At 57.8% G+C, this 20,540-nt stretch carries 16 protein-coding genes; 9 read left to right on the top strand and 7 right to left on the bottom strand.

The window, feature by feature from the left end; translation table 11 throughout:
- The first annotated feature begins 80 nt into the window (after window positions 1-80).
- Both C8N30_RS08885 and C8N30_RS08880 read left to right on the top strand, forming a co-directional pair.
- On the top strand, window positions 81-854 hold the full coding sequence (locus tag C8N30_RS08885; RefSeq protein WP_025064152.1) for a DUF6478 family protein: 774 nt from the start codon (window positions 81-83) through the stop codon (window positions 852-854).
- A gap of 46 nt (window positions 855-900) precedes the next feature.
- A complete protein-coding gene (locus tag C8N30_RS08880) occupies window positions 901-1,275 on the top strand; it encodes a hypothetical protein (RefSeq protein WP_025064151.1) in 375 nt (124 codons plus the stop codon).
- A gap of 266 nt (window positions 1,276-1,541) precedes the next feature.
- Here the strand turns inward: C8N30_RS08880 and C8N30_RS08875 are convergent, their stop codons facing one another.
- From C8N30_RS08875 to gpmI, 3 genes are read right to left on the bottom strand one after another with little or no spacing between them, the layout of a single operon-like run.
- Entirely contained in the window at window positions 1,542-2,876 is a 1,335-nt protein-coding gene (locus C8N30_RS08875) for a S41 family peptidase (RefSeq protein WP_025064150.1), read from the bottom strand.
- Between the two features lie 4 nt (window positions 2,877-2,880).
- A complete protein-coding gene (locus C8N30_RS08870) occupies window positions 2,881-4,008 on the bottom strand; it encodes a murein hydrolase activator EnvC family protein (RefSeq protein ID WP_025064149.1) in 1,128 nt (375 codons plus the stop codon).
- On the bottom strand, window positions 4,005-5,522 hold the full coding sequence (gpmI, locus tag C8N30_RS08865) for a 2,3-bisphosphoglycerate-independent phosphoglycerate mutase (protein ID WP_025064148.1): 1,518 nt from the start codon (window positions 5,520-5,522) through the stop codon (window positions 4,005-4,007). The genes C8N30_RS08870 and gpmI overlap by 4 nt, the downstream gene beginning before the upstream one ends.
- Window positions 5,523-5,734: 212 nt before the next feature.
- Here gpmI and C8N30_RS08860 point away from each other — a divergent pair, with 212 nt between their 5' ends.
- The 3 genes from C8N30_RS08860 (at window position 5,735) to C8N30_RS08850 (ending at window position 9,426) form a co-directional block, all read left to right on the top strand.
- Window positions 5,735-5,914: a zinc-finger domain-containing protein gene (locus tag C8N30_RS08860; protein WP_025064147.1), complete on the top strand. Its 180-nt coding sequence runs from the start codon at window positions 5,735-5,737 to the stop codon at window positions 5,912-5,914.
- 79 nt (window positions 5,915-5,993) lie between these two features.
- Window positions 5,994-8,783, top strand: a complete 2,790-nt coding sequence (gene polA, locus C8N30_RS08855; protein WP_037968040.1) for a DNA polymerase I — start codon at window positions 5,994-5,996, stop codon at window positions 8,781-8,783.
- 13 nt (window positions 8,784-8,796) lie between these two features.
- A complete protein-coding gene (locus C8N30_RS08850) occupies window positions 8,797-9,426 on the top strand; it encodes a glutathione S-transferase (protein WP_025064146.1) in 630 nt (209 codons plus the stop codon).
- Window position 9,427: 1 nt separating this feature from the next.
- On the opposite strand, the gene C8N30_RS08845 is transcribed toward C8N30_RS08850, so the two are convergent.
- Window positions 9,428-10,183 carry a hydroxypyruvate isomerase family protein gene (locus C8N30_RS08845; protein ID WP_025064145.1) on the bottom strand — a complete coding sequence of 252 codons (756 nt, stop codon included), beginning with the start codon at window positions 10,181-10,183 and terminating at the stop codon, window positions 9,428-9,430.
- A gap of 28 nt (window positions 10,184-10,211) precedes the next feature.
- The gene (locus tag C8N30_RS08840; RefSeq protein ID WP_025064144.1) at window positions 10,212-10,796 is read right to left on the bottom strand and encodes a DUF1285 domain-containing protein; all 585 of its coding nucleotides are present in this window, start codon (window positions 10,794-10,796) and stop codon (window positions 10,212-10,214) included.
- 70 nt (window positions 10,797-10,866) lie between these two features.
- Between C8N30_RS08840 and C8N30_RS08835 the strand changes: the two genes are divergently transcribed.
- From C8N30_RS08835 to C8N30_RS08820, 4 genes are read left to right on the top strand one after another with little or no spacing between them, the layout of a single operon-like run.
- On the top strand, window positions 10,867-11,892 hold the full coding sequence (locus C8N30_RS08835) for an AAA family ATPase (RefSeq protein ID WP_025064143.1): 1,026 nt from the start codon (window positions 10,867-10,869) through the stop codon (window positions 11,890-11,892).
- The gene (locus C8N30_RS08830) at window positions 11,889-12,770 is read left to right on the top strand and encodes a DUF58 domain-containing protein (RefSeq protein ID WP_025064142.1); all 882 of its coding nucleotides are present in this window, start codon (window positions 11,889-11,891) and stop codon (window positions 12,768-12,770) included. Before C8N30_RS08835 ends, C8N30_RS08830 begins: the two co-directional genes overlap by 4 nt.
- The gene (locus C8N30_RS08825; protein WP_025064141.1) at window positions 12,767-15,547 is read left to right on the top strand and encodes a DUF4159 domain-containing protein; all 2,781 of its coding nucleotides are present in this window, start codon (window positions 12,767-12,769) and stop codon (window positions 15,545-15,547) included. The genes C8N30_RS08830 and C8N30_RS08825 overlap by 4 nt, the downstream gene beginning before the upstream one ends.
- A complete protein-coding gene (locus C8N30_RS08820; RefSeq protein WP_025064140.1) occupies window positions 15,544-17,586 on the top strand; it encodes a membrane protein in 2,043 nt (680 codons plus the stop codon). The genes C8N30_RS08825 and C8N30_RS08820 overlap by 4 nt, the downstream gene beginning before the upstream one ends.
- An 8-nt stretch (window positions 17,587-17,594) precedes the next feature.
- Here C8N30_RS08820 and C8N30_RS08815 read toward each other — a convergent pair whose 3' ends face one another.
- Together C8N30_RS08815 and pbpC are read right to left on the bottom strand one after the other, a co-directional pair.
- The gene (locus C8N30_RS08815; protein WP_025064139.1) at window positions 17,595-18,506 is read right to left on the bottom strand and encodes an AEC family transporter; all 912 of its coding nucleotides are present in this window, start codon (window positions 18,504-18,506) and stop codon (window positions 17,595-17,597) included.
- Window positions 18,507-18,533: 27 nt separating this feature from the next.
- Entirely contained in the window at window positions 18,534-20,537 is a 2,004-nt protein-coding gene (pbpC, locus tag C8N30_RS08810) for a penicillin-binding protein 1C (RefSeq protein WP_232222858.1), read from the bottom strand.
- Window positions 20,538-20,540 lie beyond the last annotated feature (3 nt).

Raw genomic sequence — 20,540 nt, 5'->3', positions numbered from 1 at the left:
TGCAGGCAACACGCACAGTTCCGGAGATATGGTCCGACATCGGGCAGGATCAGAACGCAGTAGGTAGCAGGGCAAAAGACATGGCCAAAATCGGCGAACACCTCTTTGACAAAGCGTTTTTCAGCAGGACCCTATCCAAGTGGGCGCGAAATGCACGGTTGGCGCGGGGAGCTGATCTGGCATCCTTACGACGCCAGCGGATCAGGGCACGCCAGCTCAAAGCACATCTTGACCAGCTGATCCACATCGCGGACGAGCGGCTGGCACTTCCCCTTATAGGCTCGACGACGTTCCCCAAGCCGCACAATGCCGATTGGGCTTGGCGGCCCGAACTGTGGCGTGGCCCGCTGCCCAATCCTGGCATGTCCGGTGTTCAAACCCGTTCGATGCTGGGCAACGAGGTCACGTTGTTTCACGACTGCGAGCTGTCGGAGCTATCTTTGCGCCAAGTGCGTAATCTGCGCGAGGAGGATCTTGCGCCTTATGGGTTGCGTATGGACGTGTTTCGCTTTGACGGATCATTTCTGTCGCTCGTCCTTGATCTGCCGCCCGAAGGCGTTGAGGGTATGAAGCGTACCCATCTTATCCGCATGGATGTGATCGTCGAGCTGGAGAAGCCGATCGAAATTTTTGCCCGCCTCAACATCAAGAACGGCCCCAACACCGAACAAATCGTGCGCGAGTTGGACCTGACGCAAGAACAGACAGTTGTCGAATTTGATCTGGCCTACTCCACCCTGAACGAGCGGCGGATCGAAGGCGCGTGGCTCGACCTGATATTCGAGGGCCCTGAGATGAATCAGGTGACCTTGCGCGATCTGACGTTTTCACGCCGCCCCCGCGCCCAGATCTGAGACTTGCAAACAAGAGTGAGCGCCGCAGACGGCGACGGAGACTATTATGACAAACCTTGTGCTGACCAAAACAAAAATGCGCCAAGGCCTTTGGGAAGGCCTGCTCACTGGCGCGGCAAAGGATACTGATCCAAAGCTTGACGTGACCCATCAGGGCGTAAAAGTGCCGGATGTGAATGTCAGCCCTACAGAGGCCGGTGATGGATTTTCTGTCCGCATTCCTATTCCGAGCGAAGTGATTTCTGATGGCATGCAGACCATCGTGGTGGCAGATGCAGCTACAAACGAAACTCTTGCCTCGATCACCTTAATGGCGGGCGAAGCATTGGGCGATGATATGCGCGTCGAGGTTGATTTGTTGCGCGCAGAGCTGGATATGCTCAAACGTGCATTCCGCCGACACTGCCTCGAGACCAGTTGAGACGGACAATACCAACATAATCTTACAAGACCCTGCCGTGATCATCCGGACTTCTCAAAGACAAGGGTCCTAATGGTGCTAATGGTTCCGCCGGCTTGACCACCTCCGTCTGGCACAACCTCAGCAGCGCATAGATCATACATCAATGCATTCGCGATGCCGTGTGCGTTTGTAGCAAACCGGCTTCGATATTACTTTTACCTCCCATGCAAAAGGCCGCCCCGTTCAGGGGGCGGCCTTTTACCATCGCATAATGTGCGCTTGAATTAGTCCCGTGGCCCCAGTGCCGACAAGCCTTTTAGGATATCGATAGCATAAGCCAACTGATAATCCTCGATACGCAATTCAGCAGCTTTTTCAGCCTTCTCGCGGTCAGCCTGAATCTGCTTGATCTCGTCCTCGCTCAGGCTGTCGTTGTTCAAACTGCCACGTAGATCAGCCTCGGAGCGGGAGCGACCTACTGTTGTCTCTTCCTCTTCTTCACTGCTGGACGCGCGGGGCTGTGCTACTATGATGTCAGGAGAAACGCCCAATGACTGGATCGAGCGGCCCGACGGTGTGTAATACCGCGCCGTCGTCAGGCGCATGGCCCCCTCGGAACGTAGCGGCATAACCGTCTGCACTGACCCTTTGCCAAAGCTTTTTGTGCCAACCACGATGGCACGGCGATGATCCTGCAAGGCACCTGCAACGATCTCGGAGGCAGATGCGGAGCCACCGTTGATCAGCACGACAATCGGCTTGCCCTCGGCCAGATCGCCCACTGTCGCATTAAAGCGGTCACCGTCTGCGGCCTCACGGCCACGTGTGCTCACGATCTCGCCCTCGTTCAGGAAAGCATCAGAAACTTTGATCGCCTGCGTCAGCAGACCACCGGGATTGTTGCGCAGATCAATGACAAAACCGTTTATATTGTCGATACCACCCGCCGCCTCGACCTTTTCTGCCAATTGCTCGGCCATCTTCGGGTAGGTCTGGTCGTTGAAAGTACTCAGGCGCAGAACGACGCTGTCGCCTTCAGTGCGCGAGCGCACAACAGTCAACTCGATGGTGTCGCGGGTGATGGTCACGTCAAAGGGCTCGCTTTCGCCCTCGCGCACAACGGTGATCACAATATCGGAGCCGACAGGCCCCCGCATTAGTTCGACCGCTTCGTCCAGTACCAGCCCAAGCAGGCTTTCGCCGTCCACATGGGTAATGAAATCGCCTGCCTCGATCCCTGCCTCATCCGCCGGTGTTCCATCGATGGGCGAGACGACTTTTACAAAACCGTCTTCTTGCGTGACTTCGATGCCGAGTCCGCCGAACTCGCCGCGGGTCTGCTCGCGCATTTTCACGGCGTCTTTCGGAGAAAGATAACTTGAGTGCGGATCAAGCGAGGTAAGCATACCGTTAATCGCCGCCTCGATCAGTTCGCCGGAATCTACTTCCTCGACATATTGCGCGCGAATCCGCTCAAAAATATCGCCAAACAGGTCAAGCTGCTCGTAAACATTCTCGGTTTTGGCGGCTTCCTGTGCCAGAAGCGGTGCGGCGATCTGCGTTGTGGCGATTATGCCTGCAACCGTACCGCCGGCCGCGGCCATCAAAAACTTCTTCATTTACTCATCCATCCTTGTCGATCCTGAACCAAGATGCGGGATCTTGGGGTACATTATCCTGCCTTACTTCTACATAGAGCGTTTCTGAGCGAGCTGCACCAGTGCCATCACCATCTGTTGACAATTCGGCACCCGCTTCCGCGCCTCCCATCAATCCAACGGGCGTTCCTGCCGCAATAACCTGTCCTATTTCACCGTATACTGTCTCGAGTCCAGCAAGCACAAACAATGTATCAGAACGCGGCTCTAGGATCATGACGTTGCCAAAATTCATTAGCGGCCCTTGATACCTTATTGTAGCCGCCGTTGGCGATGTGACAATGGCACGCGGACGCGTCGCCAGCAAAACACCTGGCCTGACGACACCTGCGGCGTCGGCCTCATTCATGGCGCGCAGTACGATACTGCGCACGGGAAGGGGCAAATCACCTATCTGACCGTCAATGCCGACGGGAAGCGCCACATTGATATCTTCGTCAGTCACAATCTGCGACAACCCAGATGCAAATCCGCCCAAAGTCTCGGTAGAGGCGATGAGGATGGCCGTTGATATCGGATCTTCGGTAAAGCGTTTAGGCAGATCGGTACGTTCTGCCATCGCCTGATTTAGCTCGGTCCGTGCCGTCTGCACGGCTGTCAGACTGGTGCGCAGGCGCTCTTCGGCATTGGTTTGCAGAGCACGCAGGGTCTGCACATCTTGCAAATCACGGCGCAATTGATCGGCGCGCTGGTTGAGGGCTGGCGTAAGCTCCGCCAAAAGCAGCCCAGCGCGCGCGGTGCCCGTCGGTCCATCAGGGTGCAGCAGCGCGGTAGGATTATTGGTGCCGATCCGCTGCAAGACAGCGAGCAACTGGCCCACCTCGCCATCGCGCGCCTCCAGCTTTGCACTGAGCTGTGCCTCGCGGATCGCTGCCTGCCGCAATCCCGTACGCATCGCGGCCAGACCTGTCTCAAACGCCTGAATTGTCTGGGTCAACGCCTGCACACGGTCCCGCGCCCCGTCTGCCGCTTCTAACTGAACAACGGCCTCTTCCAACATCACCACCGCCGCCCGTGCCTCCGCGGATGCATCGCTCTGCGCACTGGCGGCTGTCGCAAATGCCAAAGCAAAGAAGGTGGCGCGCAGGATCATGTCAGAAGGCTCTCCCCTGTCATCTCTTCAGGTTGATCAAGGCCCATCAGCGCAAGCACAGTCGGCGCCAGATCGGCCAGACGGCCGGTGCGCAGGCGACTACCCTGCGGTCCCCCCACAAGTACGACTGGTACAGGGTTGAGCGTGTGAGCCGTGTGGGGCCCGCCAGTTGCAGGATCTATCATCATCTCGCAATTGCCATGATCCGCAGTCACGATCATTGCGCCACCCACTTTTTCCACCGCCTCCAGCGCGTGCCCAAGGCCCTTATCCACAGCTTCACAGGCCGCGATCGCCGCCGCTAGATCACCCGTGTGACCCACCATGTCAGGATTGGCATAATTCACGACGATCAAATCGTATTGAGCCTCGATGGCCTTTACCAGCTGATCGGTGACTTGGACGGAGGACATTTCCGGCTGCAAGTCATAGGTCGCCACTTTGGGCGACAGCGGCATAAATCTGTCCTCGCCAATCTCGGGCACCTCCGCGCCGCCGTTGAGAAAGAAAGTTACGTGAGGATATTTCTCGGTCTCGGCCAGCCGGAACTGGCGCAGCCCCTTGGACGCGACCCAGCTGCCCAGCGTATTGATGATCTCGGGTTTGTGATACATTGTGGTCATAAAAGCGCCATGTACCGTAGAGTAGGCGGCCATTCCCATCACAGCGCCCCAATTCAAAGGTGCGCCGCGATCAAAACTGTTAAAATCGGGAGCAGCGAGTGCAGACATGATCTCACGCGCACGGTCGGCACGAAAATTCAGGCAAAACAGTCCGTCACCGTCCTGCGCGCCAGCGTAGCCACCCATCACGCAGGGCTTGATAAATTCATCGGTAATGCCTGCATCATAGGAAGCGTGCACCGCTGCCTGCGCACTGGCGATAACCGCACCCTGACCACGCGCAATAGCGCCGAACGCCAGTGCCACACGGTCCCATCTGTTGTCGCGGTCAAGGGCATAATACCGCCCTGTCAGGGTGACGATACGCGCCTTTGCGGGCAAGGACGCCTCGAGATTGGCCAGATCGGCAAGTGCGGATTGCGGAGCCACGTCGCGTCCGTCTGTCAGTGCATGGATCACAACGCGGATACCCGCTTCTGTAATCGCTTTCACCGCTGCGATCATATGGGAGATGTGGCCATGGACCCCGCCGCCGGAAACCAATCCCATAAGATGCGCAACCCCGCCCGAGGCCTGCATCGCATCGATAAAATCCTGTAGCGGGGGATGGGCGGCAAAACTGCCCTCCTCAATGGCCAGATCAATCTGACCCAGATCCATCGCCACCACACGGCCTGCACCGATATTGGTATGGCCAACCTCGGAATTGCCCATTTGACCCCTTGGCAGACCGACATCAGGGCCGAAGGTCGTCAAGGTCGCAGCAGGGGCCTGCGCGATAAGGCGGTCCATATTCGGGGTATGCGCCAACAGAGGTGCATTCCCTTCGCGCACAGCGCCAATGCCCCAGCCATCAAGAATACACAATACAACTGGTTTCGGGATCGGCATAGGGCACAGGCTCCGGCTCACATTCGGTTTAGCGCCTTGTAGCCATACCGCTCGAGGACGTGAACCACTTTATCCACATACAGGACACTATGGGCGGAGTTCGCGTAGATTTACCGTCCCTGCACGGAAGGCAAGGCGCAACCCCCTTGCCCGTGCCGCCCGCTTTAGCCATAACACTCGCAATCAATTTTGCCATATCCGAAGGGCTTGCCATGACAATCGACGCACCTGAAACCCGTATTGTTACGACATACCGCGTCGCCTGTGATGGTGCGGAGGGCGCATTGGGCCACCCCCGCGTCTGGCTGCAAATCCCTGTCGACAAGGGATTTGTCGAATGCGGCTATTGCGATTGCAAATTTGTCCATGAGGATTTCGAAGGCAAAGTCTGAGCCTGCGCGCTATCGCCTCTTTTGATCCCGCCGCACGCGTGGCAAAAGGATGCTCACCGCACAAAGGGAGCACAGGCACATGGCATTTGGCAAAGGGCACCACCTTCATCTGATAGACGGCTCTGCGTTTATCTTTCGCGCCTACCACGCGCTGCCGCCTCTCACCCGTAAATCCGATGGCCTACCCATCGGGGCCGTGTCGGGCTTTTGTAATATGCTCCAACGCTATGTCGAAGGGAACGCTGGCGGGGATGTCACGCATGTTGCCGTTATCTTTGACAAAGGCAGCCACACCTTCCGTAACGAGATGTACGATCAGTACAAAGCCAATCGCGAGGCAATGCCCGAAGACCTAAGGCCGCAAATTCCTCTGACCCGCGAAGCGACAATTGCCTTCAACATCGCCTGCGAGGAAAAAGAAGGGTTTGAGGCCGATGACATTATCGCCACATTGGCACGGCAGGCCCGCGAAGCGGGCGGTCGATGCACTATCATCAGCTCTGATAAGGATATGATGCAGCTGGTCGGCGACGGTGTCGAAATGCACGATGCCATGAAGAACAATACTATTGACCGTGATGGCGTGCATGCAAAATTCGGCGTCTATCCCGAGAGGGTCGTAGACGTACAGGCATTGGCTGGCGACAGCGTCGACAACGTGCCCGGCGCGCCCGGCATTGGCATCAAAACCGCTGCCCTTCTCATCAACGAATACGGCGATCTCGACACCCTGCTGGAGCGCGCAGGCGAGATCAAACAACCGAAGCGCCGCCAGACCCTCATCGACCATGCCGACCAGATCCGCCTGTCGCGGAAGCTGGTCCTGCTGGACGACAATACCCCGCTGGACTTCACGCTTGACGATCTCGAGGTTCGCGATCCGGACCCTGACAAGCTGCTCAAATTTCTGACTGAAATGGAATTCCGCACGCTCACACAGCGGATCGCAAACACGCTCAAAGTCGAAGCACCCGCCATTCCGGCGCCCGCAGCTGTTGAGGGCGCACCCGAGATCAAAGTCGTGCCCTTTAATGAGGCCAAGTATACCATGGTCGGCGACAAAACGGCTCTAGAAGGCTGGATAGAGCGTATCTACGCACGTGGATATGTTGCGGTTGATACAGAGACCACCGGACTGGACGAGATGATTGCCGAGCTTGTGGGGATATCGCTGTGCGTCGAGGCGGGCGAAGCGTGCTACATCCCGCTTATTCACAAAACGAGCCGCTCTGACGATCTGTTCGGCTCTGATGACCTGGCCGAGGGGCAGATGAAAGTCGAAGAGGCGCTAACCCTGCTTACGCCGATGCTGGAGGATCCTGCGATCCTAAAGATCGGGCAAAATATGAAATATGACGCCAAGATTTTTGCGCAACTCGGAATCACAGTAGCTCCGTTCGATGACACGATGTTGATGTCCTATGCGATGCACGCGGGCCTCCACGGTCATGGTATGGACACCCTATCGGAGCGATATCTTGGCCACACGCCTATCCCGATAAAGCCGCTTTTGGGTTCGGGAAAATCTGCCGTAACTTTTGATAAGGTTCCGCTGGAACAGGCCGTACCCTATGCCGCCGAAGATGCTGACATTACACTGCGACTGTGGCAGATGTTCAAACCAATGCTGCACCGCGTTCAGACCACACGGGTTTACGAAACGTTGGAACGTCCGCTGGTCCCTGTTTTGGCACAGATGGAACGGTACGGCGTCAAAGTTGACCGTGATACGCTAAGTCGCATGTCGAATGCCTTTTCACAGAAAATGGCAGGGCTGGAAGATGAGATCTATGCACTGGCGGGTCGGAAATTCAATGTAGGATCACCCAAGCAGTTGGGTGAAATCCTGTTCGACGAAATGGGACTTGAGGGCGGCAAAAAGGGCAAGACAGGCGCTTATGCTACAGGTGTCGACGTGCTTGAGGATCTGGCAACAGAGCATGAACTGCCCGGTCGCGTACTCGACTGGCGCCAACTTTCAAAGCTGAAATCGACGTACACAGACGCGCTGCAGACCCATATAAACCGCGATACTGGCCGTGTGCACACGTCCTATTCGATTACCGGCGCCTCGACAGGCCGTTTATCCTCAACTGATCCGAACCTTCAAAACATCCCCATCCGGAGCGAGGAAGGACGCCGCATCCGCGAAGCGTTTGTAGCGGAAGAAGGCAAGGTTCTGGTCGCCCTCGACTACAGCCAGATCGAACTGCGTCTGCTTGCCCACATCGCCGACCTGCCTGCATTGAAGCAAGCGTTTGCAGACGGTCTCGATATTCACGCGATGACTGCAAGCGAGATGTTCAATGTGCCAATGGAAGAAATGACGCCAGAGATTCGCCGTCAGGCCAAGGCGATCAATTTTGGTGTGATTTACGGAATTTCCGGCTTTGGCCTCGCCCGCAATTTGCGCATTCCACGTGCAGAGGCGCAGGGCTTTATCGACCGTTATTTCGAGCGTTTTCCCGGCATCCGGACCTATATGGATGACACAAAAGCGTTCGCTAAAGAGCATGGATATGTCCAGACACTGTTTGGTCGTAAAATCCACACGCCCGAAATTGCGTCAAAAGGCCCGCGCGCCGGTTTTGCAGCCCGTGCCGCAATCAACGCTCCCATTCAGGGCACCGCTGCCGATGTAATCCGCCGGGCCATGATCCGCATGCCCGCCGCGATTGACGGACTGCCCGCAAAAATGTTGCTGCAGGTACATGACGAACTTTTGTTCGAAGTGGACAAAGGCGCCGAGGATGCGCTGATCAAGGTGGCCCGTGACATTATGGAAAACGCTTCTGATCCTGTGGTAAAGCTGGATGTGAAACTAAGCGTAGATGCGGGCACCGGGGCAAACTGGGCACAGGCGCATTAAGAGCGTTAAAGACATGACGCCCATCCTCTACTCTTTCCGGCGCTGTCCATATGCAATGCGGGCGCGGATGGCATTGCATGCAGCGCAATGCAAAGTCGAGTTGCGGGAGGTTGTTCTACGGGACAAGCCTCAGGCGTTTCTGGACGTTTCCCCTTCGGCCACCGTGCCCTGCCTTGTGCATGCGAACGGGGTGATTGACGAGAGCATTGACATCATGCGCTGGGCCTTGAAGCAAAACGATCCGCACGGATGGCTGGACATGCCGCCCGACGCTATAGATTGGATCAGCCGGACAGACGGACCGTTCAAGTATGCGCTGGACCGCACTAAATACACGAGCCGCTATCCCAATGATGACACAACACAGCACCACGCCAATGCTTGCACCTTCCTAGGCGATCTTGATCGAAAGCTCGATTTGTGGCTTTTTGATAAACCCAGTCTGGCGGATTTTGCGATTGTACCTTTCGTCCGTCAGTTTGCCTTCATCGACAAGCCTTGGTTTGATGCGCAGCCTTGGCCGAATGTCCACGAGTGGCTTTCCAACTTACTGAACGGGCCGACTTTTTCAGCAAGTATGCAGAAATATCCCCAATGGCGCCCACTCGACGGTCCCGTTTTCTTTCCTGACCCAATGCTTTGACCTACAGCATTTCCATCCAGTGCAACGTATCTTTGGTCGCATGTCCGGGGGTGTATTCACCGCTTACCCATCCATCATATTCCGCGCCTCGCATCGCAGTGAATAGAGCGGGAAAATCCACATCACCGGTCCCCGGCGCACCGCGGGCCGGTGTATCTCCGATCTGCACATGCACGATGAGGTCGCGATATTTTTCGAATACAGCCACAGCATCGCCATGGATCATCTGGGCGTGATAGCTGTCGAATTGTAGTCTTAAGTTTGGCGCACCGACCGAGGCAATTATGTCTGCTGCTAGCGCATAGTCGTTCAAAAAATAATCAGGCTGGGACTGTGGGCAAAGCGGCTCTAACGTTAGCATCAGTCCCTCATGCGCTGCCATTGTCGCAGCAGTGAGGTTGGAAATCATAGTATCCTTTGCACCGTCACCTTGCGCCACACCGGACATCACGTGGATCATCGGCACACGAAGTTCCTGCGCATAGCGACCTGCCCGACGCATATCATGGGCAAACCGCGCCTCACCCCCTGCCACCGCAGCAAATCCGCGCTGCCCACCCGTATAGTTAGGTGGCGGAGCGTTGATTAGCACCATTTGCAATCCCCCGCGCATCAACGCACGCTGGGTATCCTTTGCCGGAATGTCATAGGGAAATAACACCTCTACGCCAGTAAATCCTGCCGCCGCAGCTGCATCGAAACGGTCAAGAAAGGGAAGTTCGGGCCAAAGGTGGCTCAGGTTGGCGGCGGCTTTCATAAGGTTGCGGATCCATCACTCACAAACGTTACGCCTCTGCTGGCAGTTCATCCGATGGTATGATTCCGAAAAACACACCGCCCGACCAGACGCCGAACATGCCTTTATGATGCACCCCAAGATCAACGAGCCGGTAAAAGCTTTTTCGATCAATCAGCGCTTCCAGATTGCGACGTACAGACACATAAGGCGATGGCTCGCCTGTTTCCGCATCCCGTACAAATCGAAGCGGCATATCTTCGCCCGCTACAGTAATATCATCAAGATTGGTGGTAAATGTGAGACGTTGGTCACGATCTTCGCCCGATACCTCAAAGTCCACGGCGATAAACGGTGCATCAAGAACCCGGATGCCGACTTTTTCGACCGGCGTCACAAGAAAATACTTTTCGCCCTCGCGTATCAGAATCGAAGCAAATAATTTGACGAGACCGGGCCTTCCGATTGGCGTTCCCTCGTAGAACCACGTTCCGTCGCGACGGATCTCCATGTCAATGTCACCGCAAAACGGGGGGTTCCACTTTTCCACCGGCGGTAAACCGCGTGTTTTTGACGCTTTTATAGAGGCTGCGAGGCCTTCTGCTGACGGGGTAACAGTTTTTTGTCCGCTCATTGCTTTTGCCATTCCCTCTTATCAAGATACACTTACATGATACCGATATAACCTGCAAAGCGGAGAAGTCATGACCCAAGCGGACACACAGGCCACCAACGACATGATCGAACAGATCGAAGCATTGGGCGAAAAGCTGGGGGAAGCGCGCAAATCCATCACTGCACAGTTCATCGGGCAGGACCGCGTGGTCGAGCTCACGCTGACCGCGCTGCTGTGTGGCGGGCACGGCCTTTTGGTCGGCCTTCCCGGTTTGGGCAAGACCCGTCTTGTCGAAACCTTGAGCACCGTGATGGGCATGGATGGAAAACGCGTGCAGTTCACTCCCGACCTCATGCCCGCCGATATTCTTGGATCCGAAGTGCTGGACACCGACGCCACGGGTGCACGCAGTTTCCGCTTTATCGAGGGGCCGGTATTTTGTCAGCTTTTGATGGCCGACGAGATCAACCGCGCCAGCCCGCGCACACAATCCGCGCTTTTGCAGGCGATGCAGGAAAAAACGGTGACCGTCGCAGGGCAAAGCCGCCCGCTGGGCAAGCCGTTTCATGTCCTTGCGACCCAGAACCCGATCGAGCAGGAAGGCACCTACCCACTTCCCGAGGCGCAGCTTGACCGTTTTCTTGTGCAAATCGACATCGAATACCCCGATCGCGCGACCGAGCGTGACATTCTGATCGCCACCACTGGTGAGGCAGAAGGGCAATCAATTGAGGTGTTCACTTCCGGCGAATTATTGGCTGCGCAAAAACTGCTACGGCGGATGCCAGTGGGCGATTCCGTAGTCGAGATGATCCTTGATCTGGTACGCGCCTTTCGTCCCGATGAAGACGGCGTAAGTAAGCGAGTTAAAGAAACAGTTGCATGGGGCCCGGGCCCGCGTGCCGCGCAGGCGCTGATGCTGGCAGTTCGGGCTCGTGCGCTTTTGCAGGGGCGGCTGGCACCCTCTGCCGAGGATGTGATTGATATGGCACGCCCTGTGTTAACCCATCGCATGGCACTCAACTTTGCGGCACGTGCGCGCGGCGACAGCCTAACCGCATTGATTGACGAAACTGCCGCTGCACTTGCGACACCCAAAGTTGCCGTTGCATGAGTGATCCCCTCGCCCTGCGCGCAACGTCCGAAAGTGAGGCCGCAGCATTTCCCGCGCTTCTGGCGCGGGCGGAGCATCTGGCTGGTGCTGTCCTGCTGGGCGAGCATGGCAGACGGCGCGCAGGCGCGGGGGACGATTTCTGGCAATACCGGCCGGCGCAAGTGGGTGATAGCCGCCGCGCAATCGATTACCGACGCTCTGCCATGGGAGATACCGAGTTTGTGCGTGAGCGCGAGTGGCAGATTGCGCAATCTGTAATGCTCTGGGTCGATCAAGGGGCCTCGATGCGCTTCACATCGTCCGATACCGTTCCGCAAAAGATCGAGCGAGCGCGGATATTGGGACTGGCTGTTGCTGTCCTGCTGAACCGCGGGGGAGAGCGTGTGGGCCTGACAGGTACAGAGCTGCCACCACGTGCGGGGCGTCCACAGATCATGGCGCTTGCCCAACTGCTGTGTCGCGATGACCAAACCGAATATGCCCCGCCAGAGCACCGCGCCATGATCCCGCATGCCCGTGCTGTATTTATATCCGATTTTATGGGCGACATTGCGGGTGTACGCACAGCCCTGACCAAAGCCGCTGATCGCGGCGTGCGTGGGGTGATTTGTCACGTGCTGGACCCATCAGAAGAAGCGTTTCCCTTTACTGGCCGCACTATTTTTCAGTCAATGGGTGGCACCATGAGCCACGAAACCTTGAAGGCAAATGATCTGCGCGACCGCTATCTTGCACGACTTGCGGAGCGCAAAGCCGAACTACAATCACTCTGCTCACTGACAGGATGGCGCTATGGCATCCATCACACAGACAGCACGGCACAAGCCGGTTTGCTATGGCTTTATGGGGCGCTGGATGCGCGGGGGGCGGCGGCATGATGGTTTTTGGTGCTATTGGGTTCACGGCCCCGTGGCTTTTGCTGGCGCTGGGGGCATTGCCGGTTTTGTGGCTTTTACTACGTGCAGTACCTCCTGCCCCGATCAAGCGACGTTTTCCGGGCGTGGCTCTTCTGCTGGGCCTGAAAGACGCCGAGACGGTTTCGGACCGCACGCCTTGGTGGTTACTGCTGCTGCGCATGCTTGCGGTAGCATCAATCATCATCGGCCTAGCCGGTCCGGTGCTAAATCCCGAAGCAGAGCAGGCCGAAGGCGATGGACCTTTGCTGTTCGTCTTGGATGGCTCTTGGGCCGGAGCGACACGTTGGCCACAGCAACAAGAAGCAATCGAGGCACAGCTGACCCGCGCCAGCCGTCTTGGCCGGACTGTCGGATTTTTAACCCTGACTCGGCCAGAAGCGCCTGTATTTCAATCAGCAGACGTGTGGCGCACCCGTCTCGCAGGTCTGTCCCCCGCGCCTTGGCAGCCAAGCATGGACATGCTGAGCCGCGCGGAACAAGCCCTCGCTGGAGTGGGCGATTTCGACACGGTATGGTTCAGCGATACAATAGAGTATGCAGGGCGCGACGCGCTGATTGAAATGCTGCAACAGCGCGGAACGGTCGAAGCGTACCAAACTGCCGCGAATGTGCTGGCAATCCTGCCGCCTGCCTACGAGGATGGAGCGGTGCAATTACGTGTTCTGCGTGCGATCGCAGGAGAAGAGCGCGAGGTCGTTATTCAGGCACAGGGACGCGATCCGGCAGGTAACGGGCGCATACTTGCTACGGCGACGGCAACATTCGCATCCGACGAGACAGAGGCACAGACAGCTATCGTGCTGCCTTCGGAATTGCGCGCGCGTATCACACGGTTTGACATTGCAGGCCAACGTTCCGCCGGTGCCAGCACGCTAAGTGATGACGGCCTGCGCCGTCGTGAGGTTGCGCTGATTTCTGCCCGTGAAAGTCGCGAAGGTTTGGAACTGCTGTCGCCATTGCACTATATTGAACAGGCCCTGGCCCCTACTGCCGATTTGCTCGACGGCTCGCTGAGCGACGTCTTGCCCGCCAATCCCGACGTAATCGTGCTCGCCGATATTGCGACCCTGGGCGAGGCAGAGGCAGCGCCCCTGACCGAGTGGATTGAGAATGGCGGCATGCTGGTCCGTTTTGCTGGGCCGCGTATTGCGGCAAGCGATATCAGCCGGATCGACGAAGACCCCTTGATGCCTGTGCGCCTGCGTGCGGGTGGTCGCAGTGTTGGTGGCGCGATGAGTTGGGGAGAGCCGAAAGCGTTGTCGCCCTTCGCTAATGGCTCACCCTTTTTTGGTCTGGATGTCCCCGCTGACGTTACCGTCAGTGCGCAGGTCATGGCGCAGCCCGACCCGACGTTGTCGGAACGTGTTATTGCAGCATTGAGCGATGGCACCCCTCTGGTAACCCGCAAAAATGTGGGACAAGGGCAGATTGTCCTGTTCCACGTTACTGCAACGGCGGAGTGGTCCACCCTGCCCCTGTCGGGATTGTTCGTCGGAATGATGGAGCGGCTGGCAGTATCTTCCTCTGCTGCGAGTGCTACTACTGCCGCACTTGAAGGTACCACATGGATACCGCGCCGCATCCTCGACGGGTTCGGGACTTTGTCGGACGCTGGTACCCTGCCCGGTGTAGACGGTCCCGCGCTGGTGGAGGAGCCGACAGGCCCGCTTTTGCCGCCCGGTCTTTATGCGTCTGGCGACCGGACACTGGCGCGCAATGTTCTTACCCCCGACAGCACGCTTTCCCCTGCTACTTGGCCATCCGATGTATCGGTACGCGGATTGGCCGTGACACCTGAACAGCCTGTTGCCGGTTTGCTGCTAAGCTTTGCGATCCTGCTGCTTTTAGCCGACGTTGTCGTGTCCTTGTCGTTGTCTGGCCGCTTGCTAGGCAGGAGCAATGCAGCGGCTGCAGTTCTTGGCGCGCTGTTGATCACAGGGGCCCCTGTCGATGCCCAGAATTCCAGCCCCCAGATTACCGCAGACGAATTTGCCCTTGCTGCCGTATCGGAACTCACACTTGGCCACATCATCACCGGCGATGCCCGCGTCGACGAGATTGCGCTCGCGGGTCTAACCGGTCTAAGCGATACATTGTTTTTCCGCACCTCGGTCGAGCCATCAGCCCCGATGCGCGTGAACCTCGAGACAGACGAGCTTGCGTTTTTTCCAATACTCTACTGGCCGATCACCGCGCAGCAGCCGATGCCGTCCGCCGATGCATATGTAAAGCTTAATAACTATCTGCGCTCTGGCGGGATGATCCTGTTTGATACGCGCGACGCCGACACTGCGAGTTTCGGAGCCTCAAGCCCGAACGGCCGCAAGCTTCAGGAACTGGCAGCATCGCTTGATATCCCTGCGTTAGAGCCGCTTCCTGAAGATCACGTGATCACGCGCACTTTCTATTTGCTTCAGGATTTTCCAGGCCGTCACAATAGCCGCGACGTCTGGGTCGAGGCTTCTGACCCGAATGTCGAGCAGGTAGAGGGAATGCCCTTTCGTGACTTAAACGACGGTGTGACGCCCGTGGTAATCGGTGGCAATGACTGGGCTTCGGCATGGGCTGTGAATTCCGGCGGCGGACCTTTGCTACCTGTCGGACGCGGATTCAGCGGTGACCGTCAGCGCGAGATCGCCTACCGCTTTGGGATCAATCTGGTTATGCATGTGCTGACGGGAAATTATAAATCGGATCAGGTCCATGTGCCTGCGCTTCTGGATCGGTTGGGCCAATGACAACGACGATTGTATTCGACCCGTTAATCCCGTGGGCATTGTTGGTGATGGTGTGTGTCATTGCGTTTTTGGGCGTTCTCTTGGCGATGGTGCGTGGCCTGCATGGCTGGCCCTTGCGCGCCATGGCGGGACTGGTCGTGCTTGCGGCACTTTCGGGGCCATCGGTACAGCAGGAAGACCGCGCACCACTGATTGATATCGTCCTCATGCTGGAAGATGAAAGCGCCAGCCAGCGTCTGGGGGATCGCACCGCGCAGACGTCCGACGCCGCAGATAGCCTCGCAGCCCAGATCGAGGCGCGCCCGAATACCGAATTACGCCGCATTGCCATTCGCGATGGCGAAGGCGATGCCGGAACCGAGATGATGAGCGCCTTGACCGAGGCCCTCGCAGAGGAGCCGCGTGCGCGTGTTGCTGGTATCGTCGCCGTCACCGATGGCCGTGTGCATGATGCCGATTTGCCGATCGACCTTCCCGCGCCCTTTCATGTTTTACTCAGCGGCGAGGCCACAGATTGGGACCGCCGTTTAAGCGTGATCGGCGCGCCTGCCTTTGCCATTATCGGGGAACCCGTTGTCCTTACTCTGCGGGTTGATGATTTGGGCGCAGCTCCCACCACAGATGGCGTTACCGAGCTGGATATTTCCATCGACGCAGAAGATCCACAGCGGTTTCGTGTGCCAATCGGAGAAGATCTCGAACTGCCGGTAACCCTGCCTCATGGCGGGCGCAACGTGATCCGCTTTTCGTTGCCTCAGGCTGACGGCGAACTGACAGACCGCAATAACTCGGCGATAATCCAGATAAACGGTGTGCGTGACCGCTTGCGCGTTCTGTTGGTTAGCGGAGAACCACATGCGGGCGGGCGCACGTGGCGCAACCTGCTTAAATCCGACAGCTCCGTCGATCTGGTGCATTTCACCATTCTGCGCCCGCCGGAAAAACAAGACGGCGTGCCGGTGAACGAATTGTCCCTGATTGCCTTTCCCACGCGCGAACTGTTCATGGAAAAGATAGAAGACTTTGATCTGATCATTTTTGACCGCTACAAACGGCGAGGCATCCTACCCTCCCTCTACTTCGAGAATATAGCGAATTACGTACGCAAAGGGGGGGCAGTGCTGGTTTCTGCCGGGCCTGACTTCGCCAGCGCAGATAGCCTGTTTCGTTCACCTTTGGGTGCTGTTTTACCGGCCACTCCAACCGCGCGGGTGATGGAAGAGCCATATCTGCCGGTGGTCAGTGATCTGGGCAACCGGCATCCCGTCACAGCAGGTCTACCGCAGAACGGTGAGTGGGGCCGTTGGCTGCGCCAGATCGAAGTTGATGCAACCTCGGGCGATGTGGTGATGACAGGTGTTGAGGATAAGCCATTGCTTATCCTTGACCGTGTAGAGGAAGGTCGTGTGGCGCTGCTTGCCTCGGACCACGCGTGGTTGTGGAACCGTGGCTATGAGGGCGGCGGCCCGCAATTGGAACTACTGCGCCGTCTTGCGCACTGGATGATGGGCGAGCCCGAGTTAGAGGAAGAGGCCCTGACCGCGACGGCCATCGGCCAGACGATGCGGATCGAGCGGCGTACCCTGAGTGAGGATGTGCCCCCCCTCTCGATCACCGGGCCGGATGGAGCCGTAACCGAGATGCCCCTTTCACCTGCTGCGCCGGGCCGGTTCGAAGCAATTTTTTCCGGACCCGAGATTGGTCTCTACCGTCTTGAAAACGGTGACCAGCTTAGCGTGATCGGCCTTGGCCCCGCAGCGCCACGCGAATTTGTAGAGACGATTGCAGATCCATCAGTGCTTGAGCCTGTTGTCGCTGCCCTGCGCGGTGGTGTTTCACGGCTCGAAGAGGGGTTGCCGAATGTGCGCAATGTGCGTGTGGGCAGACCTGCGGCAGGTCGCGGCTGGATCGGGTTGACGCCGCGCGATGCCTACGAGACGCGTGACGTACGCCAGACGCCAATCTTGCCTGCATGGCTTGTTCTTTTGCTAAGTGCCGGTTTGATCACTGCGGCCTGGCTGCGCGAAGGGCGGCGCTGATCCATCCCTTAGAGCAAGATATGCGCCCACATCGGAAGGACCAAAAGCGACAAAACCACCTGCCACGTCATAATGTCGGCATAGAGGTTCGCATCGCCACCCATCTGCTTGGCTACAATATATCCGTTAGACGCGGCAGGCGCGGCGAACACCAGCACGCCTGCAAATATCTGCACACCTGACAGACCTAATAGCAGCCCCATTGCTACAAAAACGCATGAGGCAACGACCGGTCGCATAAACGCGCCAAGACACACACGCCAGTCCAGACGGGTCAGCCGCCGTAAGCTGATTCCGGCACCGACCGCCAGTAGACCGACCCCCAATGCGCCACGCCCGATCATGTCAAACGCTTCGGCCAATGGCACGGGCAACGATATCCCCCCTAGATTTAGGGTGAGGCCAATGACACAGGCCTGCACAAGCGGATTACGCGACAAAGTGCTCAGCACCTTGGAAACGCTGGCTTTGGAAGGGCCAAAAGCGGCCAATACGACGATACAGGTCACATTGATGAGTGGGATCAACACGGCAATGGCAACTGCCATCAGGGCCAGACCACCCGACAGGAACTGCTCAGCTGCAGCAAGTGCGACAAAGGCGTTCCAACGGATACTGCCTTGAAACAAGGAGGTAAAAGCCGGATTGCCCAGCCTTGCATTCGGCAACAGGCGCAACGACAAGGCAAGCCCTGTGATCACTGCAAGTGTACCCACAAGCGCAAGGCCGAATCCACCAAAACGCTCCAGCGAGAGATCCGATTGCGCAATCGCTAAAATCAGAGTGGCTGGGATCAGTCCACGAAAAGACAGCGTCTCGATTGCGTCCCATTGTGTGCGCGGAATAATGTCAGATTTTGCCAGCGCATAACCCGCGACCAAAATCAGTAAAAGGGGAAGGACGGACAGGGCAAGGGACATGGCCGATCACTCGCACTGGTGCGCGGATTAGTCCAGCCGGATTTCCACACTGTCGCTGCGTCCCTGCGCATCAACAACCGAAATTCTTGTGAAACCAGCCGCCGACAATGGTAGCACTACATCACGAACCCGCAAGTTTGTCACTGTGGGCAGGCCGTCCACCAGTACCGTCAGCGGCAGCACGCCCGCCCGCAGTTTGAGCGGGACGCCAAAACCGCTGCGCCGCAGGACGGTGCCATCGGGTGGAAAAATCACAACGGGGCGGTTGGGGATGTCGGAGAACACCGCTTCACGGCTTTGAAAAACACGCAAAGGAGCGGGCAAATGCGCGGTACCAAGGATAAGTGTGTCTGCGGGAGGCAGCGGCAGCGGCATGCGAATACTCCCGATGCGGCCGAACGCCTCAAACAGGACAGGCGCCGCCAGATCACCGCCAAATGCCCCCGGCACGGGCGTGCCATCAGGACGCCCCAGCCAGACACCAACCACATGTTGTCCGTCAAAACCGATCGCCCAAGCATCGCGGTGCCCGTATGACGTTCCGGTTTTATAAGCGACTTGTCCCGTGGCGGCAGAGAAGCCGGACGGCGGCGCGATCCCAGCCAGAATATGCGATACCTGCCAAGCCCCGACAGGCGATAAAAAGCGACCTGTCTTCGCAGCATGCTCCCGCTCTACGCGCAGCGGGACGGCCCGCCCTCCTTGGGCTATCCCTGCATAAAGCTGCACCAGATCCGTCAGCCGCATACCCACACCGCCGAGAGCCACAGCAAGGCCTGCTTGCCCCGCAGGCAACTCGGGCCGCGTTCCTGCGCGCCTTAGACCCGACATCAACCGCGCTGCACCCAATTCATGCGTAAGCAGAACTGGTGGAATATTCAGTGACAACGTGAGGGCGTCGCGTACCGTCAGCATGCCACGAAACTGCCCATCGAAATTCTGAGGTGCATAACTGCCAAAGGCCACAGGCGCATCATTGATCAACGTATCGGGATGGGCCAGCCCCTCGTCGAACGCCAGACCGTAAACCAGCGGTTTGAGCGTCGACCCCGGGGAGCGCAAGGCGTCCGTCATATCCACGAACCCGAGCGCGCCATTGTCACCGCTGAATGCAGGGGAGCCAACATGCGCAATAATTGCACCTGTGCTGTGGTCTGCGACCATGATCGCAGCAGAAACGCCCTTTGCCTGCCCTGCGACAGCCCGCAGTGCCAGCGCTTGCATCTGTCGCTGCATATGCGGGTCGATCGTTGTATCATGACGACGTGTCGCTGCTGACTGACGGTGCAAACGGGCGGCTAGATGGGGCGCGTCCTGCGGAAAGGCGTGCATCTGGCGCGGCACTTCAGGCTGGCGCGCCTCAGGGGCGAATTGCAAGCGTGCAAGCACCCGTGCGCGGGCTTCAAGTGCGGCTTGTGGATGCCGGTCAGGCCTGCGCTTCTCTGGCGATTGCGGCAGAGCCACCAGAAGCGCAGCCTCGGCCTCGGTCAGGCGCACAGGCTCTTTGCCGAACCATGCAAAGCTGGCAGCGCGTAACCCTTCTACCGCACCGCCATAAGGCGCGTGATGTAGGTAGAGCGTCAGAATTTCCGCCTTCGACAGGTGCCGCTCCAGCGCCAATGCAACCCTTATTTGCCGAAGCTTTCCCGCGCTGCTGCCGGTGCCGGAGTTTTCCAGTAGACGGGCAACCTGCATGGTTATTGTAGACGCCCCCGAGACGACCTCACCGTACCAGAGCGCCTGTACGCCGGCCCGCAGCATGGCGCGATAATCGACGCCGTGATGACGGAAAAACCGGCGGTCTTCATAGGCAATGAGCATTTCAACGAACTTCGGATCGACCTCCTCCAGTCGAAGCGCCAGACGCATGCGACCATTCTCCACCGCAAAGGCGCGCAGTAGGGTGCCATCCATCCCGCGCACCTCCACGCTCACGTCTGACAAGACCGGCGGTAGTACTGTCTGCGCGATCCAACGATCAATCCTGTCGCGGCAATGAGCAGCAAGGCCAAGCGATACAACAAGCGCCACCAG

This window comes from Sulfitobacter guttiformis, from assembly GCF_003610455.1.
GTDB classification, from domain to species: Bacteria; Pseudomonadota; Alphaproteobacteria; order Rhodobacterales; family Rhodobacteraceae; genus Sulfitobacter; species Sulfitobacter guttiformis.
Note: the sequence above shows the minus strand (reverse complement) of the source record. Positions and strands in the feature narration are given on the sequence as shown.

Excerpts from the sequence above, each read along its gene's own strand:
- C8N30_RS08860 (WP_025064147.1), top strand. The coding sequence starts at position 5,735 with ATGACAATCGACGCACCTGAAACCCGTATTGTTACGACATACCGCGTC.
- C8N30_RS08850 (WP_025064146.1), top strand. The coding sequence starts at position 8,797 with ATGACGCCCATCCTCTACTCTTTCCGGCGCTGTCCATATGCAATGCGG.
- C8N30_RS08845 (WP_025064145.1), bottom strand. The coding sequence starts at position 10,183 with ATGAAAGCCGCCGCCAACCTGAGCCACCTTTGGCCCGAACTTCCCTTT.
- C8N30_RS08885 (WP_025064152.1), top strand. The coding sequence starts at position 81 with ATGGCCAAAATCGGCGAACACCTCTTTGACAAAGCGTTTTTCAGCAGG.
- C8N30_RS08830 (WP_025064142.1), top strand. The coding sequence starts at position 11,889 with ATGAGTGATCCCCTCGCCCTGCGCGCAACGTCCGAAAGTGAGGCCGCA.
- C8N30_RS08870 (WP_025064149.1), bottom strand. The coding sequence starts at position 4,008 with ATGATCCTGCGCGCCACCTTCTTTGCTTTGGCATTTGCGACAGCCGCC.
- gpmI (WP_025064148.1), bottom strand. The coding sequence starts at position 5,522 with ATGCCGATCCCGAAACCAGTTGTATTGTGTATTCTTGATGGCTGGGGC.
- C8N30_RS08880 (WP_025064151.1), top strand. The coding sequence starts at position 901 with ATGACAAACCTTGTGCTGACCAAAACAAAAATGCGCCAAGGCCTTTGG.
- C8N30_RS08825 (WP_025064141.1), top strand. The coding sequence starts at position 12,767 with ATGATGGTTTTTGGTGCTATTGGGTTCACGGCCCCGTGGCTTTTGCTG.
- polA (WP_037968040.1), top strand. The coding sequence starts at position 5,994 with ATGGCATTTGGCAAAGGGCACCACCTTCATCTGATAGACGGCTCTGCG.
- C8N30_RS08840 (WP_025064144.1), bottom strand. The coding sequence starts at position 10,796 with ATGAGCGGACAAAAAACTGTTACCCCGTCAGCAGAAGGCCTCGCAGCC.
- C8N30_RS08820 (WP_025064140.1), top strand. The coding sequence starts at position 15,544 with ATGACAACGACGATTGTATTCGACCCGTTAATCCCGTGGGCATTGTTG.
- C8N30_RS08815 (WP_025064139.1), bottom strand. The coding sequence starts at position 18,506 with ATGTCCCTTGCCCTGTCCGTCCTTCCCCTTTTACTGATTTTGGTCGCG.
- C8N30_RS08875 (WP_025064150.1), bottom strand. The coding sequence starts at position 2,876 with ATGAAGAAGTTTTTGATGGCCGCGGCCGGCGGTACGGTTGCAGGCATA.
- C8N30_RS08835 (WP_025064143.1), top strand. The coding sequence starts at position 10,867 with ATGACCCAAGCGGACACACAGGCCACCAACGACATGATCGAACAGATC.